Annotated in this window: 16 protein-coding genes; 10 read left to right on the plus strand and 6 right to left on the minus strand. The window is 64.6% G+C overall.

Features of this window, described 5'->3' with window-relative positions:
- Nucleotides 1-39: 39 nt before the first annotated feature.
- From AC5RU3_RS00115 to AC5RU3_RS00125, 3 genes are all read right to left on the minus strand, one after another.
- Entirely contained in the window at nucleotides 40-639 is a 600-nt protein-coding gene (locus AC5RU3_RS00115) for a carboxymuconolactone decarboxylase family protein (protein WP_309072807.1), read from the minus strand.
- On the minus strand, nucleotides 632-1,360 hold the full coding sequence (locus tag AC5RU3_RS00120) for an SDR family NAD(P)-dependent oxidoreductase (RefSeq protein WP_493964551.1): 729 nt from the start codon (nucleotides 1,358-1,360) through the stop codon (nucleotides 632-634). Before AC5RU3_RS00120 ends, AC5RU3_RS00115 begins: the two co-directional genes overlap by 8 nt.
- A gap of 196 nt (nucleotides 1,361-1,556) precedes the next feature.
- Nucleotides 1,557-2,219, minus strand: coding sequence for a GntR family transcriptional regulator (locus tag AC5RU3_RS00125; protein WP_309124344.1), 663 nt, complete (start codon nucleotides 2,217-2,219; stop codon nucleotides 1,557-1,559).
- Nucleotides 2,220-2,368: 149 nt separating this feature from the next.
- On the opposite strand from AC5RU3_RS00125, the gene AC5RU3_RS00130 reads away from it, so the two are divergent.
- A complete protein-coding gene (locus AC5RU3_RS00130) occupies nucleotides 2,369-2,878 on the plus strand; it encodes a hypothetical protein (protein WP_493964552.1) in 510 nt (169 codons plus the stop codon).
- 14 nt (nucleotides 2,879-2,892) lie between these two features.
- Here AC5RU3_RS00130 and AC5RU3_RS00135 read toward each other — a convergent pair whose 3' ends face one another.
- Both AC5RU3_RS00135 and AC5RU3_RS00140 read right to left on the minus strand, forming a co-directional pair.
- Complete coding sequence (locus AC5RU3_RS00135) at nucleotides 2,893-3,645, minus strand: response regulator (protein WP_309072604.1); 753 nt, start codon at nucleotides 3,643-3,645, stop codon at nucleotides 2,893-2,895.
- A 261-nt stretch (nucleotides 3,646-3,906) separates the two neighbouring features.
- Nucleotides 3,907-5,559: an ATP-binding response regulator gene (locus AC5RU3_RS00140; RefSeq protein ID WP_493964553.1), complete on the minus strand. Its 1,653-nt coding sequence runs from the start codon at nucleotides 5,557-5,559 to the stop codon at nucleotides 3,907-3,909.
- 163 nt (nucleotides 5,560-5,722) lie between these two features.
- Between AC5RU3_RS00140 and AC5RU3_RS00145 the strand changes: the two genes are divergently transcribed.
- The 9 genes from AC5RU3_RS00145 to AC5RU3_RS00185 all read left to right on the plus strand — a co-directional run bounded on the left by AC5RU3_RS00145 (nucleotide 5,723) and on the right by AC5RU3_RS00185 (nucleotide 17,136).
- A complete protein-coding gene (locus AC5RU3_RS00145) occupies nucleotides 5,723-6,919 on the plus strand; it encodes an ROK family transcriptional regulator (RefSeq protein WP_493964554.1) in 1,197 nt (398 codons plus the stop codon).
- Between the two features lie 204 nt (nucleotides 6,920-7,123).
- Entirely contained in the window at nucleotides 7,124-7,333 is a 210-nt protein-coding gene (locus AC5RU3_RS00150; RefSeq protein WP_493964555.1) for a hypothetical protein, read from the plus strand.
- A gap of 46 nt (nucleotides 7,334-7,379) precedes the next feature.
- Nucleotides 7,380-9,479, plus strand: a complete 2,100-nt coding sequence (locus AC5RU3_RS00155; RefSeq protein ID WP_493964556.1) for a heavy metal translocating P-type ATPase — start codon at nucleotides 7,380-7,382, stop codon at nucleotides 9,477-9,479.
- 17 nt (nucleotides 9,480-9,496) lie between these two features.
- Nucleotides 9,497-9,967: a hypothetical protein gene (locus tag AC5RU3_RS00160; RefSeq protein ID WP_493964557.1), complete on the plus strand. Its 471-nt coding sequence runs from the start codon at nucleotides 9,497-9,499 to the stop codon at nucleotides 9,965-9,967.
- Nucleotides 9,968-10,034: 67 nt separating this feature from the next.
- Nucleotides 10,035-10,643 (plus strand): DUF305 domain-containing protein, encoded by a 609-nt coding sequence (locus AC5RU3_RS00165; protein ID WP_493964558.1) that lies wholly within the window; start codon nucleotides 10,035-10,037, stop codon nucleotides 10,641-10,643.
- 221 nt (nucleotides 10,644-10,864) lie between these two features.
- Nucleotides 10,865-12,229 carry an extracellular solute-binding protein gene (locus AC5RU3_RS00170; protein WP_493964559.1) on the plus strand — a complete coding sequence of 455 codons (1,365 nt, stop codon included), beginning with the start codon at nucleotides 10,865-10,867 and terminating at the stop codon, nucleotides 12,227-12,229.
- 149 nt (nucleotides 12,230-12,378) lie between these two features.
- Nucleotides 12,379-13,206: a carbohydrate ABC transporter permease gene (locus AC5RU3_RS00175; RefSeq protein WP_493964560.1), complete on the plus strand. Its 828-nt coding sequence runs from the start codon at nucleotides 12,379-12,381 to the stop codon at nucleotides 13,204-13,206.
- Nucleotides 13,203-14,114, plus strand: coding sequence for a carbohydrate ABC transporter permease (locus AC5RU3_RS00180; RefSeq protein WP_493964561.1), 912 nt, complete (start codon nucleotides 13,203-13,205; stop codon nucleotides 14,112-14,114). The genes AC5RU3_RS00175 and AC5RU3_RS00180 overlap by 4 nt, the downstream gene beginning before the upstream one ends.
- Nucleotides 14,115-14,118: 4 nt before the next feature.
- The gene (locus AC5RU3_RS00185) at nucleotides 14,119-17,136 is read left to right on the plus strand and encodes an alpha-mannosidase (RefSeq protein WP_493964562.1); all 3,018 of its coding nucleotides are present in this window, start codon (nucleotides 14,119-14,121) and stop codon (nucleotides 17,134-17,136) included.
- A 134-nt stretch (nucleotides 17,137-17,270) separates the two neighbouring features.
- Here AC5RU3_RS00185 and AC5RU3_RS00190 read toward each other — a convergent pair whose 3' ends face one another.
- Nucleotides 17,271-18,131: a cytochrome c oxidase assembly protein gene (locus tag AC5RU3_RS00190; protein WP_493964563.1), complete on the minus strand. Its 861-nt coding sequence runs from the start codon at nucleotides 18,129-18,131 to the stop codon at nucleotides 17,271-17,273.

Consider the following 18,131-nt stretch of genomic DNA (forward strand, 5'->3'; position numbering starts at 1 on the left):
TGATGGGTTGTGGTGCGGTGATGAGGTTTGTGCTGGTTGTCATTGCTGGTCACTGCTGTGCCCCCGATCTGGAGCGGTTTCGGCCGGGGCCCGGACGTCAGCCACGGCCAGCAGTCCCGCGAGGGTACGGTAGTACCCCACGAGGACCGTCAGCTCTGTCAGCCCGCTCGGGCCGAAGTGTTCATGAGCCTTTGAGCGGATGTGCTCGCTCACGCCGGCTTCCGCGATCAGTTCCCGTGCCAGCTCGAGCGCGGCGGCTTCGCCTTCGGACGCGCTGGTAGGTATGGTGCCAGCCTGCAGCTGGACCAGCTCCTCCTCGGAGACGCCGACGACGACGGCCGCCCTGCTGTGCGCGTACCACTCGTACTCCGAGTTCAACGCGGCGGCGACGGCGCAGATGACAAGTTCGCGGGTGCGGTCGGGCAGCGCGCCGTGGAACCGCAGCGCTGCGCCAAGTTCCTGCACCGCGTTGCCGATGCCGGGGGCAAAAAGGAGAGCGTTGAAGGGGCCGGCGAGGGAGCCGTCGTCGTGCACGATGGTGAACGGGCCGTTGGCGCGCGGGCCAGCGGTGATCTTCTCATACAGCGACTGCTGCTCGAGGGAAAGGCCGCCGGGCACCAGGAGCGGGTACTCAAACAAGGGTCCGGCCTCCGTCCACGTAGAGGACGTGTCCGGTGATGAAGGACGCCCGGTCGGAGGCGAGGAAGAGGACGGAGCCGGTGAGGTCGTTGACGCGGCCCAGCCTTCCGGCCGGAACGAGGGACGTGTAGTGCTCACGCACTCCGGGCTTGTCCAGGTGCGCCTTTGTCAGGTCGGTTTCGGTGTACCCGGGGGCGATCGCGTTGACGGTGACGCCGTGGGGTGCCCACTCGCGGGCCATCACGCGCATCATCTGGTTGATGCCGCCCTTGCTTGCGGCGTACGGGCCGTGGTCGGGGTGGGCGAGGAGGCCCGAGACCGAGGAGCAGTAGACCTGGCGGCCCCAGCCCGCGTGGACCATGTGCTTGCCGGCGGCTTTGCCGAGGCGGAAGGCGCTTGAGAGGTTGATGTCCAGGGTGCGCTGCCAGTCGTCATCGTCAGTGTCCAGGACCGGAACGCGGTGGTTGACGCCGACCGCGTGGAGAAGGATGTCGATGCCGCCGAGCGCGTCGACCGTCTGCCGGACGGCGTCTTCGCAGCCTGCGGCCGTCGAGAAGTCCGCCGAGATGGCGTTCTCATGTTCCGCCAGCCGCGACTCGTCGATGTCAGCCACGACCACGCGGGCGCCCACCGAGGCGAATGCCTCGGCGCAGGCTTCACCGATGCCGCCGGCCCCGGCGACCAGCACACGCCGGTCAGCTAGTCCTAGCCAGTTCTCCACGAAATGTGATCCCTTTGCTTCGTCATCGAATGAGGCGTTATTGGAGATTGTATACAAATTCGAGCCACGGTGTAAGCCGTGTCACATTAAAAGTTACCAGAGGTAACTTCGTTTGTGGGGAGTGTTATTAGAGTGTGACATGTTACTGACGCCAGGAAAAGACCCTCTTCGAAGCTCGAATCTCCCGCTCGCCCCGCTACTTCGCGTCGAGGAACCTGCGCAGCGCGTCGACGGCATGGTTGCGGTGTTCGTCCATGTGTTTGACGAGCCGCTCGGCATCCCGATCCGCGAACGCGTCGATGATCAGGTTGTGCTCTTCCTCGACCCGGTGGCGGTTGGTGGGCACACCGTAGTACACGAACCGGTAGGTGTCGGTAGCGTCCCAGAGAACCTGGATGAGCCGGTCCAGCCTGGGCATCCCGGATGCAGAGAGCAGTGCGAAGTGGAACCGGCGGTTGGCTTCGGTCATCGGCAGGATATCGGCGGCGGCACTGGCTGCCTCAACCTCACGCGCTGCATCCTTCATGGCCTGCAGCACCGAAGGGTCCGCCCGCTTGATCGCAGCGTGGGCGGCCTCGGTCTCAAGGAGCTGGCGGATGCGGTAGGTCTCCAGCAGATCGGCGAGCGACAGCCGGGCAACCTTGAAACCCCGGTGCGGCTGGTACACGATCTGCCCCTCGCCCTCAAGGATCTTGAACGCCTCACGCAGCGGCACGCGGCTGACGCCCAACCGCTCAGCAAGTGCATCCTGCCGCAGCGGTTCTCCTGGCTGGACTTCGCCGGCGATGATCATGCGGCGCAGCTCGGCCAATGCGAAAGCCTGTGCGGTGGGCGGCCGCTTGGGCGATGTGCCGGCCATGTACGAGTCCTTCCGTTGCCGCTCGCCGAACTCCCTGACGACTCTAGTTCAACACAGCACCCGATCCGGATGACCTGGAGTCCCATTCTTGAGGAAAGCTTCGCTCAAAAGCGATTGGTGGCTTGAGGTCCGTGGTCCAGAGTGGACTGATGCTCCTCCGGATCGGACCGTTCGCCGGTCCGGAGGTTAAATTCTTCGACGGGTTGGGAGCGAGTGAGGTGACCTGGCTGAGAAGCAAGCTGAACTGGTCGATCTCCGCAGCAGCGGCGCCGCTCCGTGGACCGGCTGTCCGGGTGCCCGAAAATCTCCCCGTGCACCGTCCCGAAGTCATTGCGCAGTTGGCCAGCGAGTTGTCCGCAGTGAGCGATGCACTGCGATATCGCGACAACTTCGCCCGGCTTCTGCCGCAGCGGATCGCAACCCTTACCACTGAGGTGGAATCCAGGGACCAGGAAGCAGCCGTAGCCACACTGCTCAGCCTCAACGTCGGATCAACCATGGTCGGCGCACCCCGCCTGCAGTATGTCGTGGCCCAGTGCCTCGCCGACGTGAGGGGCGGCCGCAGCACCGTCTGCCTGCCGACGCTCAACCGCGAGTCGGAGCGGTTTCTGAGCTACCTGGCCGAGTCCAGCGACACGGGCCATCCCACCCGGCGCTAGCCGGGCAGCTGACTCTAGTCGACCGGCATCATCCGGTAGCCGACGCCGCGCACGGTCTTGATGAAGCGTGGCTCCCGGGTATCCTCGCCGAGCTTTTTCCGCAGGTTCCGGATGTGCACTTCCACCAGGTGGTGGTCATCGGTCCAGCCTTCACCCCACACGCGCTCGAGCAGGGTTTCACGGGTCCATACCCGACGCGATCCGGTGATCAGCGTGGCCAGCAGGTCGAATTCGATTTTCGTCAGCGGCAGTTCTTCATCGTTGAGCCGGGCTACCCGCCCCTCGACATCCACTGACAGGGCGCCATGCACGACGACGTCACCGTCGGCTTCCGCTGCCTTGGTCGTTGCGGCCCCCTCACCCGGGGCCGACTCACCGTCGACGAACGACCGCGGACGCCGGAACATGGCCGCCACCCGCGCCCTGACTTCTCGGGGGCTGAAGGGCTTGACGATGAAATCGTCCGCGCCGATCTCCAGGCCCAGCACGCGTTCAATCTCCTCGACGCGCGCCGTGATCATGACGATGTAGGCGTCTGTCTCCGGACGCAACTGACGGCAGACCTCCATGCCGTCGAGGTCCGGCAGGTTCAGATCGAGGGTGACAAGGTCCGGCCGATGCTCGCGCACCAGAGCAAGCGCGTCACGCCCGCTGGCCGTCTCAATGATGTTGAAGCCGACCATGGACAGGGTCAGGACCAGGAGTTCGCGGATATCTGAATCGTCTTCAACCACAACTGCCGTGCGCTCGAAAGATTCAGTACCCATAGTTAGTACCTTGCCAGACGACGGCGCCTACGGGGAGCCGGGGCATACAAATGTCTTGCCTAAATCTTGATGGCCAGCCGCACGGTTCCTTGAGTTTGGTGGGCCACACTGAAGAGGTAGGTCTTGTTCGTCCGGGGACAAGCCACTGAGAGGTGGAATCTTCTGCCGTCCGGACGGTGGCCGGAGGAATGTTCAGCAGCGTAGCGTTCCTTCGGTCACCGTCGCAGTCTCCCGATCCGCGAACCGCGTGAGTGCGCCCGTTCATGCGCGCGGCAATTCGACGGTGACCTTGGTTCCCACACCGAGCTCGGACTCGATGGAGAGCTTTCCGCCGTGCCGTTCGACGGCCTGTGCGGCGATGGAAAGCCCCAGGCCCGTGCCCGGTATCTCCGCCGAGACGGAGTTGGACGCCCGATAGAAGCGGTCGAGCAGGCGGGGGAGTTCGTCAGCGGGGATACCCATCCCAGAGTCTTCGATACATGCGCGCACCATGCTGTCGTCGGACAGAAAGCGCACGGTGACTACTCCGTCGTCGGGTGAGAATTTCACCGCGTTGGACAGCACGTTCACGAAAACCCGCTCCAGCAATTCCCACATTCCGCTGACAACGTGCGGCGTCTCCGTTGGAACAAGCTCGAAGGATACGCGCTTCGTGGCACTGAGCGGCAACAAATCCGCGACCACCGAATCGATGAGGTGCACCACGTCGATGGGGGATGTCGCGAGTGTGCTGCCGGCGTCGAGCACTGACAGCGCCAGGACGTTTTCCACCAGAGTGCTCAGGCGCTGGCCGTTGCGTTCAATGATCCGCAGCATCTTCCGGGCCTGCGCGGGCAGTTCACCGCCGTCGCCGTCCTCAAGCAGTTCGATGTACCCGAGGATTGAGGACAGGGGAGTGCGCAGTTCGTGATGGACCGTCGCCACAAAGCCGTCCTTGGCGGCGTCGAGCTCGCGGAGCCGATCCACCACCTGCTGCTGCCCGATGATCAGCTGGCCCTGGACCATGCCGTGGGCAAGATTGCCCAGCAGGTGTTGCAGGAGGGCGATTTCTGCGCTGGACCATTTGCGGCGTCCCCGGTCGGCGGCAACCCAGAGCACCCCGAAGACGGAGGAGCCTTCCCCGATGGGCAGCAGCAGGCCGCTCCGCGAGAACCCTTCCATGCGGGCGTGGATCCGGTGAAGTTCGGCCGGCACCTCATCGAGCTGCCCTGCTGCCACGGCGAGCGAGCCCGACGTCCGCCACAGCTCGGTGCCGAGAACCCGCAGTTCCTCCTGAAGTTCGGCGAGGTTGGTTGGCTCAGTGCTCTCGCCACCTCGTTGCCAGCGCGCTGAGCCGCTCGAGATGCGCGCATCCTCGAAAAGGTGCAGGGTCACCTCTTCCGCCCCGAGGGCTTCTCCCACCCCACTCAGCACTGTCTCGACCATCTCTGACGGCTCATTGGTCTGGCGGATCTCATCCGAAATGCGCCGCACCCGGTCACGCAGGAGCGAAGATTCAAGCCGGCGCTCCTCGCGGAGCCGGTTGCGGTGGATGGCAGTGTTGACCCGGTGCAGCAGCTCATCCGGGTCGACCGGAAGCAGCAGGTAGTCGCTGGAACGCATGGCCAGCTCGGGATGGGATGTCACCTGTTCGGCTGACTTCGCCGTCAGCACCACCGGGATGGTCCGCGGCAGCAGATGGTCCGCTTCCTTTGCGATGGTCGCCAGGTACTCCAGCGCAATTTCCGCGCCGACGACGGCGACATCAGCCGTTCGCTCACGGGCCGCCTCTATCGCCGCGTTGACCGTGCTGTGTGCGGCAACCCGAAAACCGGCCGAGCGCAGATCACATGCGATCTCGCCGAGCAGGTCGACATCCGAGTCCACCACGAGGGCAGCGCCCGCAGCAGTATCGAGCTCACCAGTTGCGCTCAAGACTCGTCCCCTTGTTTTGAATACCAGACCGTTTGTGTTTCTAGCAGGTTCTGCCGAGTCTAGCCACGTGCCGGGCCCTGTGCCGAGAAGTGGCGGTAGGATCAGGCATCAGTCGCCCTGATGGAAAGGCTTGCACGTGCGCCGTGGCACCAATCTCCCCCGCATGGGGGATTTCAACCAGAGTGTCATTCTCGATGCCATTCGTCGTTCCGCCGAGGGCTTGAGCAGGGTCGAACTGGTTGACCTGATCGGCCTTTCGCCTCAGGCGGTCTCGAACATCACCCGGCGGCTGCTGGCCGAGGACCTCATCGTGGAGGCCGGTAAATCCGGTACCGGACCCGGCAAGCCGCGGACTATTCTGCGCATCAACCCGTCAGGCCGGTATGCCGTTGGAGTGCATCTCGACCCGGCGCTGATGACCGTGGTGCTGATGGACCTGATGGGCGTGGTGGTGCGGCGCCGGGTGCGTGAAACGCCGCTGAACACCGAGCCCGGTGAGATCATCGGCGCCATCGCAGGTGAGGTTCATGCACTGCTGGCCGAGTCGGAGGTGAACCCGGCGCGTATCGAGGGGATCGGAGTGGCACCTCCCGGGCCGATCGATCAGCCGGCGGGCACCGTCGTCGACCCTCCGCTTCTGCTCGGTTGGCACCGTGTTCCGCTGCGTGACGCGCTCGCAGAGGCAACCGACATGCCCGTCTTCGTCGAGAAGGATGTGACTGCGGCGGCCGTCGCGGAGATCTGGGGAGGCGGGCACGAAAGCACCCAGAGTTTTGTCTTCATCTACATCGGTACCGGCATCGGCAGCGGCATCGTGGTCGACGGCGAGGTGCTGCGCGGAACCTCAGGGAATGCCGGCGAGATCGGCCATATCGTCACGGACCCCAACGGACCCGAGTGCGCATGCGGCATGCGGGGCTGCATTGCCGTGACGTGTGATCCGCAGTCACTGGTGCGGGAAGCAGAGCAGCTCGGAGTGCTCAGCGAGGAACGGCACCGCAACGGTGATGTTGCCGACGGGCTCCGACAGTTGTGCGCCGCTGCCGATGCGGGCAACACGCTGGCGTGCGACATCATCACGCGGGCTGCGGTCCGCACCGCACGGGCCGTCTCCGTGCTCGCCAACCTGCTCGATGTTGACCGTGTGGTGTTCGGCGGCCCGTTCTGGGCGCCGTTGGCGAGCCGCTACCTTGAGGTTGTGCCGTCGTCGTTGTTGGACTTCCGCGCGGCACGAAGCATCCATCCGGTGGAAGTGGTGTCCACCGGTATCGGCGACGATGTTGCCGCAGTCGGCGCGGCATGTCTCCTGCTGGAGCGGACGCTTGGGCCTCGGGCTGACCGGTTGATGCTCGCCCGCTGACCTGGTTTCTTCCTGTCGGAGACCTCCGGCCTTGACAGATACCCCTGGGGGGTATACTTTGATGGTACCGAAGCGGGAAGTCCCGGCCCATTGGGCGGCTTACTCCTTGAAGGTCTCTTTCGATACGGCTGCAGCCGGCGCGGACGACCATCTGGTGCAGCAGTCATCGATCCTCGAATAGTTCCTTCTTGTTTGGAGATCATCATGCGCGGCATCACCTCTTCCAACCTCGCCCTTACCGACACGTCTGCTGCCGGGTGCGCCTGTTGCTGTGCACAGGAGGACGCTGCCGCATCCGATCCAGCGATCGACCTTGTCTCGGGCGTGACCTCGACGGTCACACCCTTCACCCAGCCGGTTCATGCTGTTCATTCACCAGCTGAGCCGGCCGGCAACCACTTCAGCAACGACTGACCTTGAGGGCCGGGGACGCGTTCCCCGTGACCGAGGGAGAATCATCATGAAACACTCCACTTTCAGCCCGGCCGATCCGGCCACGGCACAGCACGACCTTGCGCACCATTCCAGGGATGCTGCGCCGGACGGCCACGAAGTACATGCCCACGGCCAGCACGCCGGGCATTCCACGGCGATGTTCCGCGACAGGTTCGGGATCAGCCTGATTCTCGCTATTCCTGTTGTCCTGTTCAGCCCAATGTTCGCGATGATCGTGGGCTATGAAGTGCCGGACTTTCCCGGCTCGACGTGGATTTCTCCGGCCCTCGGCACCGTCATCTTTCTTTACGGCGGAGCTCCGTTCCTAAGGGGCGGCATTGCAGAACTGAAGTCCCGGGAGCCCGGGATGATGCTTCTGATCGCCATGGCTATCAGCGTCGCGTTCATCGCTTCGTGGGTCACCACCCTCGGCATCGGGAACTTTGATCTCGATTTCTGGTGGGAACTCGCCCTGTTGATAGTCATCATGCTGCTGGGGCACTGGATGGAGATGCGCGCACTCGGCTCGGCTGCGGGCGCCCTCGACGCGCTTGCGGCGCTGTTGCCGGATGAGGCGGACCGCGTCACGCCGGACGGAGTGGAAACGGTCCCGGTGGACACCCTCGTCCCCGGCGACGTTGTCCTTGTTCGATCAGGTGCGCGGGTGCCCGCCGACGGCAGGATCGTCGACGGTGAGGCGGAGTTCGATGAGTCGATGATCACCGGTGAGTCCCGCACCGTTTCCCGCACTGCCGGTGAACCGGTGGTTGCAGGCACGGTGGCGACGGACAACGCGGTGCGGGTGTCGGTCACAGCGGTGGGCTCGGACACCACGCTGGCGGGCATTCAGCGTCTCGTCGCGGAGGCGCAGGCGTCCTCGTCCAGGGCGCAGGCCCTTGCCGATCGGGCAGCGGCACTGCTGTTCTACTTCGCCCTCGTGGCGGGTGTACTGACGTTCGCGGCGTGGCTGCTGCTGGGAAGTCCGAATGATGCTGTGATCCGGACCGTAACGGTGTTGGTGATTGCCTGCCCCCATGCCTTGGGGCTGGCGATCCCGCTGGTGATCGCCATCTCGACGGAACGGGCCGCCAAGGGCGGGGTCCTCATCAAGGCCCGGATGGCGCTCGAGCGGATGCGGACCGTCGATGTGGTGCTCTTCGACAAGACCGGCACCCTTACCGAAGGACGTCCTGCCGTCACTGCTGTTGCTGCTGCCGGTGACTTCGGCGAGGCAGAAGTCCTCGCAATCGCTGCAGCCGCTGAATCTGACAGCGAGCACCCGGTCGCGCGGGCAATCGTCCAGGCGGCAACCCAACGCCCGGAAGCTGCGGCTTTCGGTTACCGGGGGACAGGTTTCTCCTCGATGACCGGGCGTGGTGTGCGCGCAATCGTTGAGGGTTCCGAGGTGGCTGTTGGCGGTCCGAACCTTCTCAGGGACCTCGGGGTGGCCTCGCCGGCCGAGATCAGCCCTGCGGTGCAGGAGTGGATTGCCCGCGGCGCGTCTGTGCTGCACGTGCTTCGGGACGGTCGGGTTATCGGTGCGCTGCGACTTGAAGACCGCGTCCGCGACGAGTCCCTTGCTGCCGTCACAGCGCTGCAGGATCGCGGCGTCAAGGTCGCCATGATCACCGGTGATGCGCATCAGGTGGCGGATGCTGTCGGAACCGAGCTGGGTATCGACGAGGTTTTCGCCGACGTGCTGCCCCAGGACAAGGACTCGAAGGTTGCCGAACTGCAATCGCGCGGGTTGAAGGTGGCAATGGTGGGTGATGGCGTGAACGACGCCCCTGCGCTCGCTCGCGCGGAAGTCGGCATCGCGATCGGTGCCGGCACCGACGTCGCAATGGAGTCTGCCGGTGTTGTGCTTGCGGGGAATGATCCGCGGTCGGTGCTGGCAATGATCGACCTGTCCAGGGCCAGCTACCGGAAGATGATCCAGAACCTGGTTTGGGCCACCGGATACAACGTTCTCGCGGTGCCGCTCGCGGCAGGCGTGCTGGCGTTCGCGGGAATCGTTCTCTCGCCCGCAGCGGGTGCCGTGCTGATGAGTGTCTCGACGGTGGTGGTCGCCCTCAACGCCCAGTTGCTGCGCCGGATCGACCTCAGCCCGGAACGGATTCAATGACGGTGTACGGGCCTGCGGTGACGCGCCCGCGTAGCGGAACGGCCAGACGTGTGCTGGCCGTTCCGCGTGCCGTCCTGGGATTCATCGGCCTGACGGCCGTGCTCATTGGGCTGCTGGCGATGCACGTCTGGGCCGGTGGGCATGGCCCGACGGCGGTGCACGGTCTGCACGCACCACCCGTCTACGTGTCAGCGCTGGAGCAACCGCCTATGGCGCTGGTGCAACCGCCAACGGCGGCGGAGGTGCCCAGCGATCATGCCGGTCACGACGGTACTGGCCCGACGCACAGCAAGACTCCCCACGACAACACCGCCGAGATGGGCCTGTGCGTTCTCGCGTTCATGGTCGTCGCCCTGCTGTTGTTCCTGCTTCCCGCCGGGAGCGTGATACCTGGGAGCTTCCTGCTTCGGGGGCTGCCGCTGGCCCCTCTCGTGCCTCAGCTGAACCCTGTTCCTTCGCTGATCCGGCTTTGTATCAGCCGAACCTGAGTCTGCATGGCAGCCACAGCGGCACACCAGCAGATCACAGTTTTCCGAACCAGAAGGAATGACAACCATGCAGCGTTACCTTTCCCTGCCCGCCGTTGCCCTTGCCGCCGTCGTCGTCTTGTCGGGGTGCGGCAGCACGGGCTCACGTCCGTCCGCGGACTCGCAGTCCGCGTCCTCCGCCCGTGAGGTGTCCGCAAGCCACAATGAAGCGGACGTCATGTTCGCTCAGATGATGATTCCCCATCACCAGCAGGCGGTCGAGATGAGCGACATGCTGCTCGCCAAGAAGGGCATCAGCCCCGAGGTCAGTGATCTGGCCACCAGTATCAGGGAGGCGCAGGCTCCCGAGATGGACACCATGGCCGGGTGGCTCAAGGAGTGGGACGAGCCCGCTGAGTTGGCTGACGGCATGGAGGGCCATCACATGGGCGCAATCGACGGCGCCGGCGGGATGCTGAGCGAAGAGGAAATGGCAGACCTTGAGGCCGCCCAGGGCGATGAAGCAGCGCGGACGTTCCTCAAGTACATGACCGCCCACCATATTGGCGCCGTCGACATGGCGCGCGAGGAGATCAAAAAGGGCGAGAACGCGGAAGCTGTAGCGCTCGCCGAGGCGATTGCGGAGACACAGAAGGCGGAGGTCCAGGAAATGAAGGACGTGCTCGCAGGGCTCTGACGGAGTTCCGAAAGGCCGCGCATTCGGTGAGGATCTGCTTTGGTCGGTGCTGAGCGATAGGGTGATCGCAGACCCACGGTGAGCTGGCAGGACACGCCCGAATGGGCAGCCACTAAGGGTGTGTCCTGCCAACTCAGGAGGGGCCATTGTGGGTTAAATCCACTCGATGTACTATTTCGATAACGGCAGTCTCCCGATGCCTCAGTTTCAAAGGAGAAACCATGCGCGGCGCCACTCGAACCCTCCCGGCAGCGGCGGTCGCCGCCCTCCTCGTCCTCAGCGGTTGTGCCGGTGGCGGCGGGGGCGAGGATGAAGCAACGGACAACACCCTTCGCATCATTTATCAGAAGGCGGGGGATGCTTCGCCGCTGGATGACCTGATGCAGGCCGCAAAGGAGCAGTTCGAAACCGCCAATGAGGGCGTCACCGTCGAACTTGAGCCGGTCGAGGGCACCGATGAGGACTACAACACCCGCCTCGCCTTGTCGCAGCGCTCGCCGGACACCGCGCCGGACGTCTTCTACGAGGACACCTTCCGCCTCCGCTCCGACGTGGACGCAGGTTACCTGCTCAATCTCGACGAGCACCTGGCCGGTTGGGATGAGTGGGATTCCTTCAACGAGGCAGCCAAGGAAGCTGGAAAGGCCGACGACGGCAGCACCTACGCGGTGCCCCTCGGCACCGACACCCGGGTCATTTGGTACAACAAGCAGGTTCTTCAGGATGCCGGCGTCGAAGTTCCCTGGCAGCCCGAAACGTGGGACGACCTGCTGGAGATGGCGCGCACCGTCAAGGAAGCGCAGCCCGAGTCCAGGCCGTTCAGCATGTACGCGGGAACCGGTACCGGTGAGGGCACCGTGATGCAGAGCTTCTACGAACTCCTCTACGGAACCGAAAGCGGGGGCCTTTACGACGAGGAGTCCGCCAAGTGGATCGCAGGGTCGCAAGGCTTCGTGGATTCACTGGCCTTCCTGAAGACCCTCTACGACGAGGAACTGGCGGTCACTCCCGCCGAGGCGCTCGATGCGAATGTCTGGCAGGTAGTGCTGGGAACCATGCTGCCGGAGAACCAGATGGCGGCCACAGTGGAAGGTTCCTACGCGCCGTCGTTCTGGCAGGAAGGCGGAATGCTTGAGTGGCCGGAATATGCTGAAGTTATGGGCGTTGCGCCGTTCCCCACACAGGAGGGGCAGGAGCCCGGCGCCGTGAGCATGTCGGGCGGCTGGACGCTGGCGGTCGGTGCGGGTACCGAGGACCCTGAGCTCGCCTTCGAGTTCCTCACCACCGCCATGAACCAGGAAAACCTGCAGAAGTACACGATCGACAATTCGCAGATTGCCGTGCGCACCGACATCGCGGAGGCGCCCGAATACCTTGAGGCGAACCCGTTCGTCGAGGAGGTTTCCGCGGTGCTCGACGTCACGAACTACCGTCCGGCGACGTCGAACTACGCCGAAATTTCCACAGCGATCCAGGAAGCGACCGAGGCCGTCATCACCGGCGGCGCAACCCCCGAGGAAGCGGCAGCAACCTACGACGAGACGCTGAAGTCGATCGTCGGCGAAGAGAACGTCGTCGAGGAGTAGCCATCTCGTCCACGGTCACTTCCCGCGGCTCGTCCTCCGGCGCTGCGCGCCGCAATAGCCGCGGTGATTACAGGCAGGAGCGGGAGCGCAACGGACGGGCCTCCCGCTCCATCTCCTCGGCGCTGAAGCTCCTGCCGCTCGCTCCGGCAATGATCCTCATCGGCATCTTCCTCGCGGGTCCGATCGTGTGGTCCTTCTATGGGTCCTTCACCAATGCGGCGCTGACCGGTGCGAACGCGAAGAACCCGGAGTGGATCGGCCTCGAAAACTACACCACGCTGTTCGCCGACCCGCTGTTTCCGCGGTCGGTGCTGCTGACCGTTGTCTTCGTCCTCGTCTCCGCAGTGATCGGGCAGAACTTCCTCGGTCTTGGTCTGGCGCTCCTGATGCGGCGTGCCCACCGTGCTGTTGCCGCCGTCGTTGGCGTGTGCGTGGTGGCAGCCTGGGTACTGCCGGAGATCGTGGCGGCGTTCGTTGCGTACGCCTTTTTCTTCCGTGACGGAACGCTGAACCAGCTCACTAGCCTCGCCGGCGTGCCTGGCGTGGACTGGCTGTTCGAGCACCCCATGCTCGCCATCATCCTTGCCAATATCTGGCGGGGCACCGCGTTCTCGATGATGGTGTACCAGGCTGCGCTGAACGACGTCCCACGGGAGGTCACCGAGGCAGCGGAGATCGACGGCGCTGGTGGCGCGAAGACGCTGGTCTATGTAACGGTGCCCATGATCCGCCGCAGCATCGCGACCAACCTGATGCTCATCACCCTGCAGACGCTCGCCGTGTTCACGCTCATCTACGTGATGACTGCGGGCGGTCCAACCAACCGCAGTACCACCCTGCCGATCATGGCGTACGAGGAAGCTTTCAGCTACAGCGACATCGGCTACGGTACGGCCATCGCCGTCGTCATGCTCATCATCGGCGCCGCTTTCTCGCTGGCGTACATCCGCCTGTTGCGCGAGAGGAACGCCTCATGACTGCGCCCGTTTCCAGTGCGACGACGGCGGGACCCGTGGTCACGCCTGAGCGTGCTGCTCGTGGGCACCGGGGATCACATCGTAATTCTCGACGGGGCGCCCCGAGTTGGGGTGCGAGCCTGGTGCTGGCGGTTATCGGGCTGTGTTTCGTCGTGCCGCTGAGTTGGCTGGTACTGGCGTCCTTCGACGAGGAAGCGACCTACGAGACCGCCCTGCCGTCGTCGTTCTCCCTTGCGAACTTCACGGCGATTCTCACGCCTGAGCAGACGTATCTGCCCCTGCTCAACAGCCTCATTCTCTCCGGCGGCTCAGCCGCGGTGACGGTGGTTGCCGCGGTGCTGGCGGCCTACCCGCTGTCCCGGTTCAACACGCGGTTCAACCGGCCGTTCCTCTACACCGTGTTGTTCGGGACGTGCCTGCCGATCACGGCGATCATGGTTCCGGTTTACAGCCTGTTCGTGCAGTTGAACCTGTTGGATTCGCTGGCGGCGACCACCTTCTTTATGGCTGCGACCTCACTCCCGATGGCCATCTGGATGACCAAGAACTTCATGGACTCGGTGCCCGTCTCGCTTGAGGAGGCGGCTTGGGTGGACGGCGCGTCCGCCATGAAAGCGCTGTGGCACATTGTGGTGCCGTTGATGCGGCCGGGTCTCGGCGTCGTCTTCATCTTTGTGTTCATCCAGGCGTGGGGAAACTTCTTCGTGCCGTTCATCCTGCTCTTCTCGCTGGAGAACCAGCCGGCAGCAGTGAGTATCTTCCGCTTTTTCGGGCAGTTCGGGACAGTCGCGTATGGGCAGCTGGCCGCGTTCTCCATCCTCTATGCACTGCCCGTGATAGTTCTGTACGTCCTCGTCTCGCGTGTGTTCGGTGGCTCGTTTGCCATGTCGGGCGCCCTGAAAGGTTAGAACCATGCACGACAATCGACTCCTCGTGGAGGCACGAATCGCGCGTTTCCTGGCGGAGCGGCTCACCCCTGCTGTGTGGCCGGTCTCGGTGCCGCTTGAGGTGTCCATGTGGCAGGCGCCGGGAGAGCCGGTGCCGTTCGCTTCAGTGCTTTCCGAACGCTTCGAACCCTTCGTGGTCGGGTCCGCGTGGGGCAGGCCGTGGGGAACCACCTGGTTCCGCTTCACGGGCGCGGTGCCGGAGGAGTGGAATCTTTCAAACGGGCATGAGCTTGAGGCGGTCATTGACCTCGGCTTCTCGACGATCATGCCCGGCTTCCAGGCCGAAGGCTTGGTCTATGCGCCGGACGGTCGGGTGATCAAGGCGCTGGAGCCGCTGAACATGTGGGTGCCGCTTGACGCCGCCCCGGGGGCCGCCGTCGAGTTCTACGTCGAGGCAGCCTCCAACCCCAACGTGATCGACGGTTTCGACTACCAACCCACACCGCTAGGATCGCTCTCCACCGCGGGATCGGATCCGCTCTACACCTTCCGCCGGGCGGATGCCGCCCTGTTCGACCGCGAGGCCTGGGAGCTGGGCCAGGATGTGTGGACCCTGAACGGGCTCATGCACGAGCTTCCCGTCGACCTGCCCCGACGTCACAAAATCCTCCGTGCGCTGGAGAGTGCGGCTAACGCCGTCGACCCGGCCGACGTCGGTGGGACGGCTGCCGCCGGGCGCGCGTGCCTTGCCGGGGTCCTGGCCTCGCCGGCGTATGCGAGTGCGCACCGGGTGCATGCGGTCGGGCATGCCCATATCGACAGCGCGTGGTTATGGCCGGTTCGCGAGACCGTCCGGAAGGTAGCGCGGACGTTCTCCAACGTGCTTGACCTGATGGAACGCCACCCGGACTTTGTGTTCACCGCTTCTTCGGCGCAACAGTACGCGTGGCTCAAGTCGTCTTATCCGGACGTGTTCGAGCGGGTTGCGGAAAAGGTCCGTTCCGGCCAGTTTGTGCCGGCGGGCGGGATGTGGGTGGAATCGGACACCAACATGCCGGGCGGCGAGGCGCTGGCGCGTCAGTTCGTGGCCGGCAAGCGGTTCTTCCTGGAGAACTTCGGGGTGGAGCCCCAGGAGGTGTGGTTGCCGGACTCTTTCGGGTACTCGGCGGCGTTGCCCCAGATTGTGCGTGCCGCTGGGTCGCAGTACTTCCTGACCCAGAAGATTTCGTGGAACGAAACCAACCTCTTCCCGCACCACTCCTTCAACTGGGAGGGGATCGACGGCACGCGGGTCTTCACGCACTTCCCGCCGGTGGACACCTACAACTCGGATCTGTGCGGCCGTGACCTTGCGCGGGCGCAGCGCAACTACCGGGAGAAGGGTGCCGCCAATACCTCCCTGGTTCCGTTCGGCTGGGGCGACGGCGGCGGTGGGCCAACCCGTGAGATGCTGGCCGCCGCTGCGCGGACTTCGTCGCTGGAGGGGTCGCCGGCGGTTACCCTTTCGTCGCCGTCACGGTTCTTCTCGGAAGCTTCCGCCGAGTACCCGGACGCGCCGGTGTGGTCGGGTGAGCTGTACCTGGAGTTCCACCGCGGAACGTACACATCGCAGGCGCGGACGAAGCACGGCAACCGTCGCTGTGAGCACCTCCTGCGAGAGGCAGAGCTGTGGTGCACCCTTGCCGCATTGCGGTCCGGGTTCGCCTACCCGTATGACGAGCTCGAGACTGCGTGGCACACCGTGCTCCTGCAGCAGTTCCACGACATCCTGCCCGGCTCCTCCATTGCCTGGGTGCACGAGGAAGCTGAGCGGAATTACGCGGCTGTCGAGGCGTCGCTTGAGTCCCTGATTTCGGCGGCTCTCGGCTCGCTGCTGGGCACCGGGCCGGCAACCGTCGCTTTGAACGCCGGCCCTTACGGCGTGGATAGTGTCCCGGCGCTGGGAGGCGCGGCGCCGTCGTCGTCGGCTGGTTCCTACGAGCCTGTACGGGACGGAAGCTCGTGGCTGTTGGAGAGCGGGTCCCTGCGGTTGACGGTCGACGAGAACGGCCTGTTCAGCTCGCTGGTCACCGGTGGTCGGGAAGTCATTCCGGCCGGCATGCGCGCGAATGTGCTGCAGCTGTTCCGTGATACGCCGAACCAGTGGGACGCCTGGGACATCGATGAGCATTACAAGTTCACCGTGACCGAGTTGACGGAGGCTGCCTCTGTGGACGCGGTGGGCTCAGTGTTGCGGGTGGAGCGCGTGTTCGGGAAATCGCGTCTGGTCCAGCGGATCTCGCTGAGCGCGGACGGCACTGCCGTGGACATGACGGTTGAGGTTGATTGGCATGAGCAGCAGAAGCTGTTGAAGCTCGCATTCCCGGTTGATGTCCTGGCGGAGCGGGCGGCGTCGGAGATTCAGTTCGGGCATATACAACGGCCTACGGCAACAAACACGTCGTGGGACGCAGCCCGTTTCGAGACGGTGGCGCATCGTTGGGTGCAGGTGGGGGAGCCCGGCTTCGGAGTGTCGCTGGCCAACGATTCGACGTACGGGTATGACATTTCCCGTGCCGAATCCCCCTCAGGGGAGCCGTATACCCTGGTGCGGGCATCGCTCTTGCGGGGGCCGCTGTTCCCCGACCCGCAGGCCGACCAGGGGTCGCACTGTTTTCAGTTTTCCCTGCGGCCTGCATCCGGGATTGCCGATGCCGTTGCCGAGGGGTACCGGGTGAACCTGCCGGTTCGATCCGTTGAAGGGGTGGCGTCGTCGTCGGTCGAGCCGGTGGTGACGGTGTCGAATCCAGCTGTGGTGGTAGAAGCGGTGAAGCTGGCGGAGGACCGCAGCGGCGATGTTGTGGTGCGGCTGTACGAGGCGTTTGGCGGCAGGGCGTCAGCGGTGATTTCGGCTGGGTTTTCCTACTCGTCGGTGGAGGCCACTGATCTGCTGGAGCGTCCAGTTGCGGCTGATTTCCTGAGCGCCAACGACGACGGCGCTGTAGCCCTCTCGCTGCGGCCGTTCCAGCTAGTGACGTTGCGTTTTCGGACGGGATCGGTCTAGTCCGTTCCCATCTGCGCAGTCCGGTGGGAGCATGGTGGGCATGAGCGAGACTTCCCACGGAGACGAGCACCATCACGACGCACAGCTGCCTCCCAAAACACCCGACGAACACAGCGGCAATCAGGATCTGCAGGCTATGTTGCACCGTCGTCGGGATGCCGAGGAGAAGCTGCAGGAGCGGCAGGAGGAAGCTGGGAATGAGGCTCCCGGGAAGGGTGACGAGGCCGAGTAGCCGAATACCAGCCCGCGAACAGCAGAACAATCAGCATCACGTCCACCGCATCGCCACCGTAGTACATCAGCTGGGCACCCGAGCGGGCATCGGCGGCTCCAACGCCCGCGGGCGGGTGGGCATAGAGCCACTTCGCCAGGATTGAATGGGCCGCAATGAAAGCAACGAGCACTGCGGACCGCACCCGCATCGATGCCCTGTGCGGGTTGGGGTCCGCACCGATGATCGACGCGGTGAACAGGTACCCCGCCAGAAAGATGTGGGCGTGGACCGCCGCATACACCGGCACCGAAAGGTGCGTGAGGTGATGCAGGTCGGTGGTGTAGAGCAGCCAGATCCCGCCGGCGTTCAGCACAGCCGTGGTCACCGGATGCGTTCCAGCGCGCACCGCACCCGACCGTAAAACACGGGTCAGGGTTCTCGCTGCCGGAACCGGCAGTGCCCGCAGCGCCGCGGTGACCGGAGCCGCCAGCACCAGCAGCAAGGGGGCTACCATGCCGAGCAGCACATGCCCCACCATGTGCGCTGTGAAGCTGGCCCGGGCCAGGTCGGCAACAGGACCAAGCAGTGCCGCTGCGGCGCTCCCCAGTCCCAGATACCAGAAAACCGTGCGGCGAACCGGCCAGCGACCGCGCTCGCGCGCCGTCCTCAGCGCAACTGCATAGGCGACGGCGGCAACAGCAAGAATTCCAACAGTGACGACGTCGAACGCTGCCCAGCCCCAGGAGTCCCGCACCGCGGCACCGTGCTCTGAATGGTCCAT

The organism is Arthrobacter sp. MDB1-55 (genome assembly GCF_059092925.1).

Excerpts from the sequence above, each read along its gene's own strand:
- AC5RU3_RS00165 (WP_493964558.1), top strand. The coding sequence starts at position 10,035 with ATGCAGCGTTACCTTTCCCTGCCCGCCGTTGCCCTTGCCGCCGTCGTC.
- AC5RU3_RS00155 (WP_493964556.1), top strand. The coding sequence starts at position 7,380 with ATGAAACACTCCACTTTCAGCCCGGCCGATCCGGCCACGGCACAGCAC.
- AC5RU3_RS00125 (WP_309124344.1), bottom strand. The coding sequence starts at position 2,219 with ATGGCCGGCACATCGCCCAAGCGGCCGCCCACCGCACAGGCTTTCGCA.
- AC5RU3_RS00145 (WP_493964554.1), top strand. The coding sequence starts at position 5,723 with ATGGGGGATTTCAACCAGAGTGTCATTCTCGATGCCATTCGTCGTTCC.
- AC5RU3_RS00185 (WP_493964562.1), top strand. The coding sequence starts at position 14,119 with ATGCACGACAATCGACTCCTCGTGGAGGCACGAATCGCGCGTTTCCTG.
- AC5RU3_RS00180 (WP_493964561.1), top strand. The coding sequence starts at position 13,203 with ATGACTGCGCCCGTTTCCAGTGCGACGACGGCGGGACCCGTGGTCACG.
- AC5RU3_RS00175 (WP_493964560.1), top strand. The coding sequence starts at position 12,379 with ATGATCCTCATCGGCATCTTCCTCGCGGGTCCGATCGTGTGGTCCTTC.
- AC5RU3_RS00150 (WP_493964555.1), top strand. The coding sequence starts at position 7,124 with ATGCGCGGCATCACCTCTTCCAACCTCGCCCTTACCGACACGTCTGCT.
- AC5RU3_RS00130 (WP_493964552.1), top strand. The coding sequence starts at position 2,369 with ATGCTCCTCCGGATCGGACCGTTCGCCGGTCCGGAGGTTAAATTCTTC.
- AC5RU3_RS00190 (WP_493964563.1), bottom strand. The coding sequence starts at position 18,131 with ATGGACCATTCAGAGCACGGTGCCGCGGTGCGGGACTCCTGGGGCTGG.
- AC5RU3_RS00135 (WP_309072604.1), bottom strand. The coding sequence starts at position 3,645 with ATGGGTACTGAATCTTTCGAGCGCACGGCAGTTGTGGTTGAAGACGAT.
- AC5RU3_RS00170 (WP_493964559.1), top strand. The coding sequence starts at position 10,865 with ATGCGCGGCGCCACTCGAACCCTCCCGGCAGCGGCGGTCGCCGCCCTC.